Origin of the sequence: Ralstonia sp. SET104, from assembly GCF_003851545.1 — a bacterium.
Lineage (GTDB): Bacteria > Pseudomonadota > Gammaproteobacteria > Burkholderiales > Burkholderiaceae > Ralstonia.
In genome coordinates, this window is sequence record NZ_BHVX01000001.1 from 317,559 (window position 1) to 332,635 (window position 15,077).

General features: G+C 64.5%; 17 protein-coding genes and 1 riboswitch. Of the genes, 12 read left to right on the top strand and 5 right to left on the bottom strand.

The features are described 5' to 3' along the window. Nucleotides 1–29: 29 nt before the first annotated feature. Together PSUB009319_RS01460 and PSUB009319_RS01465 are read left to right on the top strand one after the other, a co-directional pair. Nucleotides 30–716, top strand: a complete 687-nt coding sequence (locus tag PSUB009319_RS01460) for a DJ-1/PfpI family protein (RefSeq protein ID WP_124380474.1) — start codon at nucleotides 30–32, stop codon at nucleotides 714–716. A 98-nt stretch (nucleotides 717–814) separates the two neighbouring features. Further along, nucleotides 815–1,606, top strand: a complete 792-nt coding sequence (locus PSUB009319_RS01465) for a 5'-methylthioadenosine/adenosylhomocysteine nucleosidase (protein WP_124380475.1) — start codon at nucleotides 815–817, stop codon at nucleotides 1,604–1,606. A 5-nt stretch (nucleotides 1,607–1,611) separates the two neighbouring features. Here the strand turns inward: PSUB009319_RS01465 and PSUB009319_RS01470 are convergent, their stop codons facing one another. Beyond that, entirely contained in the window at nucleotides 1,612–2,076 is a 465-nt protein-coding gene (locus PSUB009319_RS01470) for a lysozyme inhibitor LprI family protein (RefSeq protein WP_260392786.1), read from the bottom strand. 356 nt (nucleotides 2,077–2,432) lie between these two features. Between PSUB009319_RS01470 and PSUB009319_RS01475 the strand changes: the two genes are divergently transcribed. Further along, the gene (locus PSUB009319_RS01475; protein ID WP_124380476.1) at nucleotides 2,433–3,287 is read left to right on the top strand and encodes a cytochrome c; all 855 of its coding nucleotides are present in this window, start codon (nucleotides 2,433–2,435) and stop codon (nucleotides 3,285–3,287) included. A 20-nt stretch (nucleotides 3,288–3,307) separates the two neighbouring features. Here PSUB009319_RS01475 and PSUB009319_RS01480 read toward each other — a convergent pair whose 3' ends face one another. Continuing rightward, nucleotides 3,308–3,817: a DUF1697 domain-containing protein gene (locus tag PSUB009319_RS01480; RefSeq protein ID WP_124380477.1), complete on the bottom strand. Its 510-nt coding sequence runs from the start codon at nucleotides 3,815–3,817 to the stop codon at nucleotides 3,308–3,310. A 196-nt stretch (nucleotides 3,818–4,013) separates the two neighbouring features. On the opposite strand from PSUB009319_RS01480, the gene PSUB009319_RS01485 reads away from it, so the two are divergent. Together PSUB009319_RS01485 and PSUB009319_RS01490 are read left to right on the top strand one after the other, a co-directional pair. Next, complete coding sequence (locus PSUB009319_RS01485) at nucleotides 4,014–4,445, top strand: hypothetical protein (RefSeq protein WP_124380478.1); 432 nt, start codon at nucleotides 4,014–4,016, stop codon at nucleotides 4,443–4,445. A gap of 174 nt (nucleotides 4,446–4,619) precedes the next feature. Continuing rightward, on the top strand, nucleotides 4,620–5,999 hold the full coding sequence (locus PSUB009319_RS01490) for an FAD-containing oxidoreductase (RefSeq protein WP_124380479.1): 1,380 nt from the start codon (nucleotides 4,620–4,622) through the stop codon (nucleotides 5,997–5,999). A 74-nt stretch (nucleotides 6,000–6,073) separates the two neighbouring features. Here PSUB009319_RS01490 and PSUB009319_RS01495 read toward each other — a convergent pair whose 3' ends face one another. After that, nucleotides 6,074–7,156: a calcium:proton antiporter gene (locus tag PSUB009319_RS01495; RefSeq protein ID WP_124380480.1), complete on the bottom strand. Its 1,083-nt coding sequence runs from the start codon at nucleotides 7,154–7,156 to the stop codon at nucleotides 6,074–6,076. Nucleotides 7,157–7,278: 122 nt separating this feature from the next. Next, complete coding sequence (locus tag PSUB009319_RS01500; protein WP_124380481.1) at nucleotides 7,279–8,133, bottom strand: spherulation-specific family 4 protein; 855 nt, start codon at nucleotides 8,131–8,133, stop codon at nucleotides 7,279–7,281. A 62-nt stretch (nucleotides 8,134–8,195) separates the two neighbouring features. Then, a riboswitch (cyclic di-GMP riboswitch) is annotated at nucleotides 8,196–8,278 on the bottom strand. A gap of 258 nt (nucleotides 8,279–8,536) precedes the next feature. Here PSUB009319_RS01500 and PSUB009319_RS01505 point away from each other — a divergent pair. From PSUB009319_RS01505 to PSUB009319_RS01515, 3 genes are all read left to right on the top strand, one after another. Beyond that, a complete protein-coding gene (locus PSUB009319_RS01505) occupies nucleotides 8,537–8,992 on the top strand; it encodes a hypothetical protein (RefSeq protein ID WP_124380482.1) in 456 nt (151 codons plus the stop codon). Between the two features lie 61 nt (nucleotides 8,993–9,053). Beyond that, the gene (locus tag PSUB009319_RS01510) at nucleotides 9,054–9,839 is read left to right on the top strand and encodes a sulfite exporter TauE/SafE family protein (protein WP_124380483.1); all 786 of its coding nucleotides are present in this window, start codon (nucleotides 9,054–9,056) and stop codon (nucleotides 9,837–9,839) included. 19 nt (nucleotides 9,840–9,858) lie between these two features. Beyond that, nucleotides 9,859–10,668 (top strand): alpha/beta fold hydrolase, encoded by an 810-nt coding sequence (locus tag PSUB009319_RS01515; RefSeq protein WP_124380484.1) that lies wholly within the window; start codon nucleotides 9,859–9,861, stop codon nucleotides 10,666–10,668. Nucleotides 10,669–10,804: 136 nt separating this feature from the next. Here the strand turns inward: PSUB009319_RS01515 and PSUB009319_RS01520 are convergent, their stop codons facing one another. Beyond that, on the bottom strand, nucleotides 10,805–11,308 hold the full coding sequence (locus tag PSUB009319_RS01520; protein WP_124380485.1) for an acyl-CoA thioesterase: 504 nt from the start codon (nucleotides 11,306–11,308) through the stop codon (nucleotides 10,805–10,807). A gap of 174 nt (nucleotides 11,309–11,482) precedes the next feature. Between PSUB009319_RS01520 and PSUB009319_RS01525 the strand changes: the two genes are divergently transcribed. The 4 genes from PSUB009319_RS01525 (at nucleotide 11,483) to PSUB009319_RS01540 (ending at nucleotide 15,052) form a co-directional block, all read left to right on the top strand. Continuing rightward, a complete protein-coding gene (locus PSUB009319_RS01525; RefSeq protein ID WP_124380486.1) occupies nucleotides 11,483–11,881 on the top strand; it encodes a DUF2946 family protein in 399 nt (132 codons plus the stop codon). 97 nt (nucleotides 11,882–11,978) lie between these two features. Continuing rightward, nucleotides 11,979–12,332, top strand: a complete 354-nt coding sequence (locus PSUB009319_RS01530) for a hypothetical protein (RefSeq protein WP_124380487.1) — start codon at nucleotides 11,979–11,981, stop codon at nucleotides 12,330–12,332. Nucleotides 12,333–12,341: 9 nt separating this feature from the next. Then, nucleotides 12,342–13,751 carry a TolC family protein gene (locus tag PSUB009319_RS01535; RefSeq protein WP_124380488.1) on the top strand — a complete coding sequence of 470 codons (1,410 nt, stop codon included), beginning with the start codon at nucleotides 12,342–12,344 and terminating at the stop codon, nucleotides 13,749–13,751. 2 nt (nucleotides 13,752–13,753) lie between these two features. Continuing rightward, complete coding sequence (locus tag PSUB009319_RS01540) at nucleotides 13,754–15,052, top strand: copper oxidase (RefSeq protein WP_124380489.1); 1,299 nt, start codon at nucleotides 13,754–13,756, stop codon at nucleotides 15,050–15,052. Nucleotides 15,053–15,077: the final 25 nt, after the last annotated feature.

The window sequence follows — 15,077 nt, forward strand, 5'->3', positions numbered from 1 at the left end:
CACTGCATCACGCTCAGGAGATCCGCACCATGACGACTTCCCCGTTCATCGTTGTTTTTGCGCTGTACAACCGCGTCACCCAACTGGATTTCACCGGGCCGCACGAGGTGTTCTGGCGGCTGCCTGGCGCGCAATGCGTGGTCGCCTCGGCGGCGGGCGGAGAAATCCACGCCGATGGCGGCCTCACCATCGCCAACGTGCAGCGGCTGGCGGATATTGCGCATGCGGATCTGATCTGCGTGCCGGGCGGTTTTGGCGTGATCGAAGCCATGGAGGATGCCGCGTTCGTGCGAGAAGTCCGTCGCCTGGCCGAGGGCGCGCGCTATGTCACCTCGGTCTGCAGCGGCTCGCTGGTGCTGGGTGCGGCAGGGTTGTTGAGCGGCAAGCGCGCGGCCTGCCACTGGGCATGGCGCAATCTGCTGCCGGCGTTTGGCGCCACGGTGGATGAATCCCGCGTGGTGCGCGACGGCAACCTCATCACCGGCGGCGGCGTGACGGCCGGTATCGATATGGCGCTCACGGTCATGGCAGACATTGCGGGCGAGGAACACGCGCAGGCCGTGCAGCTTGGCATCGAATATGCCCCGGCGCCGCCGTTCGACTGCGGCCGGCCAGAGCGCGCGGCACCACAGATTCTTGAGGCGGTGACATCGCGCCTGGATCGGCTGCGCGCAGATCGCCATGACGCAGTACAAAGGGCCGCACAGCGCCTCTGAGCCCAGGTGCGGCAGCCAGTTGGTTGATGGAAAGGGATTGCGGAGACAATGGCGTCTTTCGAAACTTTTGCCGCCCCCCCTCCGGCGCTGCGCCCTGCATGAACACACTGTCTTCCTCGCCCAACACCCGTGGCCCGATCGGCATCGTTGCTGCGTTGCATGAAGAGATCAACGAGCTGCTGACGCTGCTGTCTGACGCGCAGTGCGTGCCTATCGGCAGCCGCGATTTCTGGACCGGCCAGCTTGATGGCCACGCGGTGGTTGTGGTGCTGTCACGCGTTGGCAAGGTGGCGGCGGCGTCTACCACGGCGGTGCTCATCACGCAGTTCAACGTACGCGCGATGGTGTTTGCCGGTGTGGCGGGCGCGGTGGCGCCGGGTGTGGCCGTGGGCGATGTGGTGGTGTCGGAAGAACTGCTGCAGCACGATGTTGATGCTTCGCCGCTGTTCCCGCGCTGGGAAATTCCGCTGACGGGCATGGCGCGCTTTCCTGCCGATGCGGTGCTGGCTGGCGGCTTGCTGGAAAGCGCGGGCGCCGTGCTGGCGGACCCGCACGCGCTGCTGGGCCCGGATGTCATGCGCGCCTTCGGGATTACCGCGCCGCAGGTGCATCGGGGGTTGATCGTCAGCGGCGACCGCTTTGTCTGCACCTCGGCCGAGAGCGCCGTGCTGCGTACCGCATTGCCCGATGCTCTGGCGGTCGAGATGGAAGGTGCCGCCGTGGCGCAGGTCTGCCACGAGTGGGGCGTGCCGTTTGCCGCCATCCGCACGATTTCAGACCGGGCGGACGACGCGGCCAGCGTGGATTTTGCCCAGTTCATCGCGCAGGTGGATTCACGCTACAGCGTGGCCATCCTGCGCCAATGGCTGTCGACGACGTGCGTGGCCTGAACGGTCTACTGACCTTGCACGGCCAGATATTTGTCGAGCGCGTTGGCGCGTTCACTCAGGCGGAAGATTTCATTCTCAAGGCGTTGCAGATCGTTTAGCGTGCCCTTGCCGTAGAGGCCGGATTCAAGGGCCGCTGTCTTGGCGTGAAAGTCCTGCCACGCCTGCTGCGAGTCCACCAGCGCATCTTTTGCCTGGCCACTCAATTTGCCGAGCAGCGTTTTGTATGTGGCGTTCAGGCGCTCATCCTGCGCGGCTTTCTCGGCAGACAGACAAGTGCCGATCGCGTCCGGGCTGTCGCCTGCCTTGTCAACGCATGCATAGAGCTTGGTGCTGATGCCCTGCGGTGCGCGGCGCTTGATGCCGTTGGCCAGGGTCTGCGCCGCAGAGGCACCAGCGCTGTGCGCCAGCAGCGCAAGTGCAACGGGCAGGGTGAGCGTCTTCAGTGTCTTCAGTGTCGTCAGCGTGTTCAAGAGGCCACTCCTGATCGCGTGTCTGCGATGTCGGGGATGCTTGATATGGGCCGCCCAGTCTATCGGCTGGCCCGCGCGCCCGCGATCAGCCAGGCAGGTGAGGCCGCAGGTTGCGCATCCGGCGCCGCATTTCGTCTGGCTTGTGCTGCCGCCTGAGGTGCGGGCCGACCGCGTGGCCATTTGCGATGTCGAAGCCGGTGCCGCACGCATTGCCGCTGGCGCTTGGCTCCGTTGCGCTTGACCGGCAGCAGGTGCAGGCGTGCGTCCGTCCATGACGGGAAGCGTGCCAAACGGCGTCGGCTTGCCTACACTCTCGTCGCAACGGGATGACCGAAATGGCCCACTCAGGAGACCCCATGAATACGTGGCTCGCGACGATGGCGGGATGGATGCTTTGCGCGTGCGTGGCGCTTGGCGGAACTGCCCATGCAGCCGATGCCCCCGACGGCTCGACCTTGACCGTCAACATCGGCACGCAGCACCGCACGCTGTCGCGCGATGCGCTGCTGCATGATCCACACCTGACCAACGTGACCGTGGAAGACCAGAACCTGAAGCGCCGCCTGACTTTCAAGGCGATCCCCATGACGGAGCTGTTCCGTGGGCAGACCATCGGGCCCGATGCCAGCGCCACCACCGCCGCCAGCGATGGCTACGTCTCGCACCTGCCGATGCGGCTGCTGCTGGCCGACCGCGCCGATGGCCCGCGCGCCTGGCTGGCCGTCGAAGACCCGGCCGCACCGTGGCCCACGCTCAAGGGCCAGGACATCGGCCCGTTTCGCCTGATCTGGACAGCGCCGCCGGCCAAGGCGCCGGTCGTGAACGAAAGCCTGTGGACGTACAGCATCGTGCGCATCGACATTGCCGCGCTACCCGGCGAGCGCTTCGCGGCCATCCGGCCCGCCGCCGGGCTGCCCGCAGACGGCCCTGTCATGCGCGGCTTCGCCACGTTTGAGCGCGTCTGCTTCTCGTGCCACACGCTCAACCGCGCTGGCGATGCCAACCTCGGCCCCGATCTGAACGTGCCATACAGCCCCGTGGAATACCTGGGCGACGAGAAATTGCGCCACCTGATTCGCGATCCGCAATCGCTGCGCTGGTGGCCCAATGCGCGCATGTCGGCCATCGATGAGAAAACGCTGTCCGATGCCCAGCTCAACGATCTGTTGGCGTACTTCCGGCACATGACCAAGCGCAAGTCGACACATTGATCTGCGCTGTTTGATCTGCGCTATTCGGCTGCCCAGCCGACCAGCGTGGCGATGGTGTTCATGTTGCGCGCCGTCCCCGTCTTGGCGGCGGGGATTTTCAGTTTGGAATCGGCCATGCCATCGCCGTAGAGCACGTAGATTTCGCGGGTGCCGAGCGCCATCTCTTCCGCCTTGCGGCCGGTGGCGGCGGCCAGTGCATCAGCAGGCGGTGGCGCATCGAGAAAGATGGCGACCGTCCGGTTGGGCGCCGCCGTCTTGAATGGATTGCCCTCCAGCACGGCAGCCAATTCCGGCCCCGTGCGCACCGCCACCCCAACGGGCTTGCCCGCGTAGTCCTCCAGGCAGCGTTCCAGCTTCGCCTTGATTGACGCTTCCGAAAGCCGGCTTTGAAAAACCACGTTGCCGCTCGCAATGTAGGTGCGCACGCCGGTCAGGCCAATCGATTCGCACATCGCGCGCAACTCAGCCATGGGCAGTTTGCCGGTGCCGCCCACGTTGACGGCGCGCAGAAAGGCGATGTAGCTGGGCATGAGGTTCTCCTGTTCTATTTGTCTTATGGATGGCTTGCAGGTGTGCTCTAATCAGCAACATTTTGTTACGGGATTGACGAATGTGTTTAACCCGTCCTGTTGCGCGACTTGTATTCTGCGCCCCGAACGTATCGATCTGCGGATCGGCCCGCGCTGTCGAGTGCGGCATCCTGCATTTGCGCATAAGGAGAACACCATGTTGAAGAAGATTGCACCTGCCCTGTTTGCGGCAGCGCTTGCCGGTCTGACGGCTTTGCCCGCAGCCGCGGATGACTTGTCCAACGCCCTGGGCGGCGCGCTGGGTGGCGCGGGCGGGGCGGCCGTGGGCGGCGCGCTTGGCGGCCAGACCGGTTCGGTCATCGGCGGGGCGATTGGCGGCGGTGCTGGCGGTGCATTGACGGCCAACGGCCGCGAGCGCAAGGGCGCCATCGTGGGCGGTGCAGTGGGCGGTGGTGTGGGCGCGGCTGCGGGTAATGCCATGGGCGGCCGCACGGGCGGCATCGTCGGCGCCGGCTTGGGTGGCGGCGCCGGTGCAGCGCTGGGCGGTAACGTGCAGCGCAATTCGTATTCCGACCGCGACGACCGCGGCTATCGTCGCCACGGCAAACACCATCATCACCATCACTAATGTGATGCGCCGGGGTGCTCGCCGCTGAGCGCCTCGGCCGCTTTCTTGCTTTCCTTCGGGCGCCAGGGCTTGGCAGGCAGTCGCCAAAACGGTTCGTCGCCGTCACGTGTGCTGCCTATCATATCGAGACAGTCTCGGTGGGCCATTACCACGAAGACCACGAAGGAGAGCGCCATGACGCAACGTTTCGACGCCATCATCATCGGCACCGGACAGGCTGGCCCGCCGCTGGCCGCGCGGTTGTCTGGCGCGGGCATGAAGGTCGCCATCGTCGAGCGCGGCCGCTTTGGCGGCACGTGCGTCAACACCGGCTGCATTCCCACGAAAGCGATGGTGGCCAGCGCCTATGCGGCGCGCATGGCACAGCGTGCGGCCGAATATGGCGTGGTGATCAACGGTGGTGTCACCGTAGACATGCAGCGCGTGAAAGCCCGCAAGGATGAGATTTCCGGGCGCTCCAGCCATGGCGTTGAGCAATGGGTGCGCGGCCAGGAGCACGCTACCGTCTTCCAGGGCCATGCCCGCTTTGAAAGCGCGCGGACCGTACGTGTCGGCAACGAATTGCTCGAAGCCGAGCACATTTTCATCAACGTCGGTGGCCGCGCGTTGGTGCCGCCGATGCCGGGGCTCGATCAGGTGCCCTTTCTCACCAACTCCACCATGATGGACGTGGATTTTCTGCCCGAGCACCTCGTCGTGATCGGCGGAAGTTACGTCGGGCTGGAGTTCGGCCAGATGTTCCGCCGCTTTGGCGCGCGCGTGACGATTGTTGAAAAGGGCCCGCGCCTGATCGCGCGTGAAGACGAAGATGTATCGCAGGCCGTGCGCGAGATCCTGGAGGCCGAGGGCATCGACGTGCAGGTCAACGCCAATTGCCTGAGCGTGCAGCGGGATGGCGCCAATGTGGTGGTCGGTCTGGATTGCACCGGTGGCGCGCGCGAGGTGCGGGGCTCACATTTGCTCGTGGCGGTGGGGCGCGTGCCCAACACCGATGATCTTGGCCTCGACAAGGCCGGTGTGGAAATCGACAAGCGCGGCAATATCCGCGTCGACGAGCAACTGCGCACCAACGTGACCGGCATCTGGGCCATGGGCGACTGCAACGGGCGCGGCGCGTTTACGCACACGGCCTACAACGATTTCGAGATCGTGGCCGCCAACCTGCTCGACGACGACCCGCGCAAGGTGTCGGACCGCGTCCCGGCATACGCCATGTACATCGACCCGCCGCTCGCGCGTATCGGCATGTCGCTCACGGAGGCCAGGCAATCGGGGCGCAAGCTGCTGGTCGGCAACCGCCCGATGACGCGCGTCGGCCGCGCTGTGGAAAAGGGCGAGAGCCAGGGTTTCATGCGCGTGGTGGTCGATGCGCAGACGCATGAGATTCTTGGCGCGTCGATCCTGGGCGTGGGCGGCGACGAGGCGGTGCATTCGATCCTCGACGTGATGTACGCGAAGGCGCCTTACACGACCATCAGCCGCGCCATGCATATTCACCCGACAGTGTCGGAGCTGATTCCCACGTTGCTGCAGAGCTTGGAGCCGGTGTCGTAGCGCAGGGCGCGCCGCCCAAAAACAAGGGCGCCTGCCAGGCGCCCCAAACATCCGTTGGCTACCGTGCGCGCCGCTCAGGGCACGATCGAGAGAAACAGGTACGCCGCAAAGATCGCCAGATGCACGACGCCTTGCAGGATGGTCGTGCGGCCCTTGCCGAGCGTGAGCGACGACACGATCAGCGTCAGAAACAGGAGCACCATTTCCTTCGGGCCCAGGCCCAGCTCCAGCGGGCGGCCGATCCAGATGAACACGGCGGCCACCGTCGGGATGGTCAGCCCGATGCTGGCCAGCGCCGAACCCAGTGCGAGGTTCAGGCTCGTCTGGATGCGGTCGGCATTGGCGGCGCGCAGCGCTGCCAGGCATTCGGGCAGCAACACCAGCGCGGCGATGACGATGCCCACGGTGGCGGGCGGTGCGCCCGCGTTCAGGATGGCAGCTTCCACCGAAGGCGACAGCACCTTGGCCAGCCCCACCACTGCCACCAGCGACACCATCAGCAGCACCGCGCTGAAGGCGGCCACGCGTCCTGGCGGCGGCGGTGCATGCACGTCTTCGTTGGCGCTGTCGACGAGGAAGTAGTCACGGTGGCGGATGGTCTGCACGATGACGAAGCAACCATAGAGCACCAGCGACGTCACCCCCGCAAAGCCGAGTTGCGCCGGGGTCAGGACGGGCCCCGGCGTGGAGCTTGTGTAGTTGGGCAGCACCATGGTCAGCGTGACCAGCGCAGCCAATACGGCCAGTGCAGCGGTGGCGCCCGGTGCCTGGAAGGCCTGCTCGCGGTGGCGCAGGCCGCCCACGAACAGGCACATACCCACGATACCGTTGCAGATGAGCATGACCGCCGCAAACACGGTATCGCGCGCCAGGCCAGCCTTCTCAGGGCCGGAAGAGAGCATGACCGACACGATGAGCGCGACCTCGATGACGGTCACGGCAATCGCCAGGACCAGCGTGCCGAAAGGCTCGCCCACCTTGTGGGCGACAACCTCTGCATGGTGCACAGCTGCAAAGACAGCGCCTGCAAGCGCAAGCGCCATCAGCGTGATCAGCCAGCCGCCGGGTGTCATGAGCGTGCCGCCGACCAGCACCACCCACCCGAGCAGCGGGGCGGCGATCGTCCAGACGGGCAGCTTGTTGGAAGATAGGGCCACGGATTTTTCCTTGTTGTTGCCTCAACGCTGACGGGCAGCGAAGGGTTGGATGCGGTGTGGCCCGAATATAAAGCATGTGCGGAGCATCAGCCCGCACCTGCGCGATGCGTCCTGTGACGGCGTTACTTGGCCGCTGCCACGTTCGATACCTCCTGGCTCCAGTAAGTAGGCAGCGCGCCGTATGGATTCGGTAGTGTCTTGTTTGTAATGAACACGGCGGCCGCGCCCTTATTTGATGCGTTCTGGACGAAAGTTTGCATCTGCGTGGCCGATGCGGCGTACACGATGTGCGCAAAGCGGCTCGTCGGATAGCTGGCCTGCCACGCCAGCGGTGCGTAGCTGGCGTAATGCTTGGCGCTGTCTTCAAACACGACGAGCTGATCCGCCACCGGCAGGCTGGCGTAGATTTCCGGCACGTTGGTACCCGGGTTGCCCGTGATCGTGTAGTTGGTCGACAGGCCCTTGATGTAGTTGTAGACCGATTGGTAGAACTGGATGTGCGCGGTCGTGCTGTCGGCTGTCATCTCATCGATGAAGAAGCCGTCCACCTGATACAGCGTCAGATAGGTGTTGATGTCCTGCACCACCGCAGACAACGGCCGGTTTGTGTACGAGCTGGACACATACCCGATTACTTTGCCGCCTGCGGCATGCACGTTGGCAACGGCGGCAACGTAGTTGGCGTCTTGCGTGGTACCCGGCCCGCTGTTCGGGTTGAGAATGACTGTGGTCGGTACCGATTTTGCTGCCGTGGCCAGCGCGTTCCACTGTGTTGCGCCAGTGCCCGACGGATAGATATAGGACGGCACCAGCAGCCCTTCAGCGTTGGCATGTGGTGCACCCATCAGCGCACCGGTCACCAGCGCGAGCGCTGTGCATGCGGCGCGTGCAAACCTGCGCTTTGCGTTACCGGCTTGCGATGCCACGGCCAGCGTGGCGGATGTGGGCGAACGCCCCCCTGCTTGTATTGTTTTCATTTTGTGCCCCCGACCGCGCAATGTATTGCGTGTATCATCAGGCCCGCCCCCGCTGCGGGTTGGCAGGCAACTGGCTGACTTCCTGATACGAGAAGTCCCTATAGCTTTGCGTCGCCGGATCACTCCGGTTTTGCCCAGACCTCTGAGTGTGAACCCATTGGGCAAAGACTCTACCGGGGCCACGCGAACCCGGCAAACGGAGATTGCGCAAACCGGCTGGCCGCCGTGTGAAGCGTTGTCCGGATCCCACGGTGCCATGTCTCCCATGCCGCGTTTCCCCTGGCCTGCACCAGAACCTCTGGCGCATTCCGCCGACAAGCACCTCGCCCGTATCTTCAGGCCACGCAGTGCAACCGGTTGCCGCTGCGTTTTCGTTTCCATATCTGACTGAGGAGAACCAGCAATGAACATCCGCTCGAATGTGCCCGTCATCCGTCTCGTGCAGTTGGCGGTGATGTCCGTGATCGCATCGCTGGCGGCCACGGCGGCGTTGGCTGTGCCGCCCGCGACCGTCGCGTCGTGCGAGGGTATCCAGGACGCGTACCCGATTCTCGGCACGCAATGCGCCAACAGCTACGCCAAGATCAACCACGCGCCCGCCAATGCAGCGGAGCGGCGCGAGACATATTCCGCACGACTTGCCGTGTTGCAGATCTTCCGCAAGGCGCTGCTGTGCAATGGCATGTATGGCGCATCGAAGCCGACACAGCAGAGCTTCTCAAGCGGCGAGGCCGGCCACCTCCAGGCATTGGCGAACCTGAACGCGGCCATGACGACTGCTGGCGACGCGAACGTGCCGGCGGCTTACACGTCCACCGACTTGAACAGCGTGTCGATCAACAAGCCGCAGTGCAAGTAGGCGCTGGCCTCCCGCACGGCGTGGGAGAATCGCAGCCTATGGCTTTCTCTCTCTCGCTGGCATGACGTCTCACGCGGCTCTCACGGGCCTGATCAATTTGCTGCTCGGCATGGGCCTTGGTGTGGCGGGCGGTTTGCTCGGCATTGGCGGCGGCCTGATCGCCATTCCTGTGCTCGGCTACCTGTACGGTATGGATCAGCATCTGGCGCAAGGCACCGCGCTGGTGATGATCGCGCCCAATGTGCTGATCGGCTTTTGGCGATATCACCAGCGGCATCCGGTGCATCTGCGTTCGGTCGCGCTGATCTGCGTGTTCTCGATGGCGGCGACCTACGTTGCTGCGCGTTTTGCAGCGGGGCTGGATGCTCACCTCTTGCATACGGCGTTTGCCGTGTTCCTCATCGTGCTGGCGGCCTACTTTGCTTCGCAGCTCAAAGAGAAGCGCAATGCTGCTTCCGACGCTTCACACGCTGCCCCGCACGCCATGCCCGTGGCCGCGCTGCCATTGATGGGTATTGCCAGCGGGGCGATGTCGGGCATCTTCACCGTGGGCGGCGGGTTGGTGGTCGTGCCCGCGCTGGTGACGTTTTTCGGCATGCCGCAAACGCGCGCGCAAGGCATGGCGCTTGCGCTGGTCGTGCCGGGCACGTTCATCGCGCTGGCCACGTATGCACATGCGGGCCACGTGGATTGGTGCACGGGCATTCCGCTGGCGGTGGGCGGCATTGTCAGCGTGTCGTGGGGCGTGACGCTGGCGTATCGGTTTTCAGCACGGCGGCTGCGGCTGGCGTTTTGCGCGGTGCTGCTGGGTACGGCGCTGATGATGTTGCTGGTCAAGCCGGCCTGATATCGACCTGATTTTTGACATGGACACCTTTGACGACGATCTGACGCAATTTGCCGCCCACGGTGCTGAACCGCTGCCGGCCGCCGCCAAGCAAGGCCATGTCGAGCACGACGGCGCCCGCATCTGGTATGCCGCTTTCGGCAGCGGAACGCCCGTGATCCTGCTGCATGGCGGGCTCGGTCACGGCGGCAACTGGGGGTATCAGGTTCCGGCGCTCATGGCCGCCGGCTACCGCCCGATCGTCGTCGACAGCCGCGGGCACGGCCGCAGCACGCGCGACTCACAGCCTTACGCTTACACGCGCATGGCTTCCGATGTGCGGGCGGTCATGGACGCGCTCGGCATCGGCCGCGCAGCCCTCATCGGCTGGAGCGACGGCGCTTGCGTTGCGCTCACCCTGGCCATGCAGTCACCGGAGCGTGCCACTGGCGTGTTCTTCTTTGCCTGCAACATGGACCCGAGCGGCACCAGGCCTTTTCAGCCCGCGCCGGTTATCGACCGTTGCTTCAGTCGCCACCAAAAGGATTACACCGCGCTGTCATCCACACCGGGCGATTTTGATGCGTTTGTTGGAGCCGTCACGGAAATGATGCAGACGCAGCCGAATGCCACGGTCGCGGAACTGGCGGCGATTTGCGTGCCGGTGACCATCGCGCAGAGCGAGCACGACGAGTTCATCCGGCCCGAGCACGCGCACTATCTGGCGCGGACCATTCCTGACGCGCGGCTTGTATTGTTGCCGGGCGTGAGCCATTTCGCGCCGTTGCAGCGGCCGGCGTTGTTCAACGATGCCGTGCTTACGTTCTTGCGCGGACTTGCACAGCGGTAGGCCGCGGCCGAGCGCATTTGCGCAACACAGACACTGCGCGTTATCCACAGAAACAGTGGGTAAGCCTGTGGATAACGACGCGCGACCGCGATGCGACGCGGTTCGCAGCCGATTGCTGACTGCGTAGGCAGACAGCTCAGTTGCCCGTATCCGGCGGGCTGTACGTCGCCTTGATCGCCTTGTGCCGGGCCTCCATTTCCTGACGCAGTGCGCGGCGCTGCTGAGCCGCCTCGAAGCGCTCTTTTTCTTCAGTGTTGGCGGGCGCCAGCGGCGGCACGTCGGCCGGTTTGCCGTCGTCATCCACGGCCACCATCGTGAAGTAGCAACTGTTGGTATGGCGCACGATCTGGTTGCGGATGTTTTCGGTCACCACTTTGATACCGATTTCCATCGACGTGCGACCGGTGTAATTGACCGACGCGAGAAACGTCACCAGCTCGCCTACGTGGATCGGCTGGCGGAACACCACCTGGTCTACCGACAGCGTTACGACATAGCGGCCGGCATAGCGGCTCGCGCATGCGTATGCGACCTGATCGAGCAGCTTGAGAATATGGCCGCCGTGCACATTGCCGGAAAAATTGGCCATGTCGGGCGTCATCAGCACGGTCATGCTGAGCTGGTGGGATTGCGTATTCATGGGGGCGTTGAAGCTGGAGGGATGAGGGAAAAAGCGGGGCGCAGAAATGGGTACGCAGCAGGCGGCCATTGTGCCGTGCTCGACTCACCTTGTGCAGTACTGCGCGAAATTTGATGGCATCGCGCTACAATGCCCGCTTTCGTGACCACGCTTTCGTCCGACGTTTCTCGTTCAATGCACCGCTTGCTGACCCGCCTCCTGCTCTGGCTGGTTGTCCTGGCACTGCCCCTGCAAGGGTTTGCCGCGACGGCGATGATGGCGCGCGCCGGTGCAACGGATGATGCGGTGGTTGCTATGACAATGCCTGCGGATGATGGCGCTGTCATGTCCGATGCCTGCCATGAGCACGAAGAGGCCATGGCCGCTGGCGCTGATACGAAGGCGCCGGCACAGTCACACTGCAAGACCTGCCCGATCTGCGCGGCCTGTTCGCTCGGTTCGGTCGCCCCCTTGGCCGCCAGCCTTGGTGTGCCACTGATCAAGCTGGCGGCCGTTGCGCCGCGTGGCCTCGCTGTGTCCTTCCGCAGCTTCATCCCTGAAGCGCTGCAACGCCCACCCTCGATTCGCGTTTGACGCCACCAGTCCGTCCATAGAACGGGTCTGGCCTCTGGTTTTACGGCTCCATGTCCGACGTGCAGCCGTACGTCATCACGCTTGATCGAGGTTTCTCATGCTTTTCATACGATGGTTCGTGGCCGCAGCGCTGTTGGCGCTGGCACCGCCATGGGCATTGGCGCAGGGCGCGGCGTCTGCGCCACCGGCAACGCCACCTGACCCACTGAATGCGGACGCAGCGGCGCCCGTGGTGTCTGCCCCGCGCACATTCGACAGCTACGACGCGTATCGCGATACAGGGCCCGCACCCTGGCGCGAGACCAACGCGGCTGTGAGCCCAAAGCCCGGCGGCCCCGCGCACAGCGGCCATGCGGAGCACACCATGCCAGCAAGCGCCCCTGCCGTTGCCCCCCTCAAACCCCCTCACGAGCCTGCCGGCAATGCCATGCCCGGCATGCACCACCACTGAGGAGGCGCCATGCTCAATACATCCACACGCCGCCTCGCCCTGTGCGCCCTGGCTACTACGCTGCTGCTGGGCGGCTGCGCCACCATCACGCAAGACAGTGGCTTCAAGACCGTCGCCGATGTGGCGCGCGACCGGCTTGGCAAAGACGCCACTTGGCAGCGCTCTCCGGAGGCGCGCGACAGCGCCGCCCAGCGCACGCGGGAACTGCTCGCCCAACCGCTGACGATGGACAACGCCGTGCAGATCGCGCTGCTGAACAACCGTGGCTTGCAGGCGTCGTATGCGGAACTGGGTTTATCCGAAGCGGCACTCGTACAGGCCAGTCGCCTTCCAAATCCGGGCTTCAGTTTCAAACGCACGCGCAGCGGCGATGATCTATCGATCGAGCGCACGTTCTCGTTGTCGTTCCTGAACCTGCTGACGCTGCCAATGGCAACGCGCATCGAAGGCCGCTACTTCGAGCAGACGAAGCTGTTGGTCGCCAACCAGATGCTGCAGGTGGCGGCCGATACGCGTCGTGCATACGTCAATGCCGTGGCGGCGGAGCAGTCCGCACGTTATGCGGAGCAAGTCCAGCAAGCCGCCGAAGCTGGCGCCGAGTTTGCCAAGCGCCTGGCCGCCGCCGGCAACTTCAGCAAGCTTGATCGCGCACGTGAACACGCCTTCTATGCAGAAGCCACCGCCACCCTCGCGCGCACGCGCCAGCAGGCGCAGGCCGAGCGCGAGGCGTTGATCCGCCTGCTTGGCGTCTGGGGCTCAGACATCGGCTTCAAGCTGCCCGAACGCTTGCCCGACCTGCCGAAGAATCGCCCTGATCTGCAGCAGATCGAAGCCTACGCACTGCGCAACCGGCTGGACATTCAGGCGGGCAAGTTGCAGGTCGATGGGCTGGCATCGTCGCTAGGGCTTACGCAGGCCACGCGCTTCATCAACGTGCTGGACCTCGGCTACGTGCGCAACAGCAAATCCAGCGCGCCGCGCGAAACGGGCTACGAGATCAGCATCGAAATCCCGCTGTTCGACTGGGGTGGTGCACGTGTCGCACGTGCCCAGGCGATCTACATGCAGGCCGCCGATCAGCTTGCCGATACGGCCGTGCGTGCGCGCTCCGAGGTGCGCGAATCGTACGTGCGTTACCAGACGGCATACGACCTCACACGCCACTACCGCGACGAGGTGGTGCCAGTGCGCAAGACCATCTCCGACGAGATGCTGCTGCGCTACAACGGCATGCTCGTGAGCGTGTTCGAGCTACTGGCCGATGCGCGCGAACAGGTGAATGCCGTCAATGGCTACATCGACGCGCTGCGCGGCTACTGGATTGCGCAGACTGATCTGCAGATGGCGCTGGGCGGCAAGCTGCCGCCAGTCGAGGCCGAAGCACCGGCAGCCGCACCTACTCATCCCCAAGGACACTGAACATGGTTTCCCGACGTCAATTTCTCGGCGGCACGGGCGCGGCCATGCTGGGCGCAGCGATGGTCTCGCGCGCTGGCGCCGCCTCGCTGCCCGAAGCGCCGCTGCAATCGAAGCCCGCCACGCAGCCGCCGCTCGCGCCACCCAATGGCCGACCCTACAACCCCGTCGTCACGCTCAACGGCTGGACGCTGCCGTGGCGCATGCGCGGTGGGTGGAAGGAGTTCCACCTCGTAGCAGAGCCGGTCGAGCGTGAGTTCGCGCCCGGCATGACAGGCCACCTGTGGGGCTACAACGGGCAGAGCCCCGGCCCGACGATCGAATGCGTGGAAGGCGACCGCGTGCGGATCTTCGTGACCAACAAGCTGCCCGAGCACACCACCGTGCATTGGCACGGCATGATCCTGCCCGCCGGCATGGACGGTGTGGGCGGTCTCTCGCAGCCGCACATTCCGCCTGGCAAGACCTTCGTCTACGAGTTCGAGATGAAGAAGTCCGGCACCTTCATGTACCACCCGCATTCTGACGAGATGGTGCAGATGGCGATGGGCATGATGGGCTTTATCGTCGTGCACCCGAAAGACACTGCACAGCATCGTGTTGACCGCGATTTCGTGTTCCTGCTCGCGGCCTATGACATTGACCCCGGCTCCTACACGCCGCGCGTGGCCGAGATGACCAACTTCAACATGTGGACGTGGAACAGCCGCGTCTTCCCCGGCATCGACCCGCTGCCCGTGCGCTTGGGGGACCGCGTGCGCATCCGCATGGGCAATCTCACGATGACCAACCACCCGATGCACATCCACGGCCACACCTTCGAGGTGGCAGGCACCGACGGCGGCTGGGTTCAACCCGGCGCGCGCTGGCCGGAGGTGACGGTGGACGTTGCCGTTGGCCAGATGCGTGCCATCGAGTTTATTGCCGACAACCCCGGCGACTGGGCTTTCCACTGCCACAAGTCGCACCACACGATGAACGCCATGGGGCACAACGTGCCGACCATGATCGGCGTGCAGCAGAAAGACCTTGCCAAGAAGATGAACGCGCTGGTGCCTGACTACATGGGCATGGGCGAGGCCGGCATGGCCGACATGGGCGAGATGGAAATGCCGTTGCCCGACAACACGCTGCCGATGATGACGGGCCAGGGCCCGTTCGGCGCCATCGAAATGGGCGGCATGTTCACCGTCATGAAGGTGCGCCGCGATCTGCCGCGCAACAGCTACGCCGACCCCGGTTGGTACAGGCACCCCAAAGGCACGGTCGCCTACGAATACACCGGCAGCAGCATCGACGACTGAACCTGCATCGAATACGAGACGACAT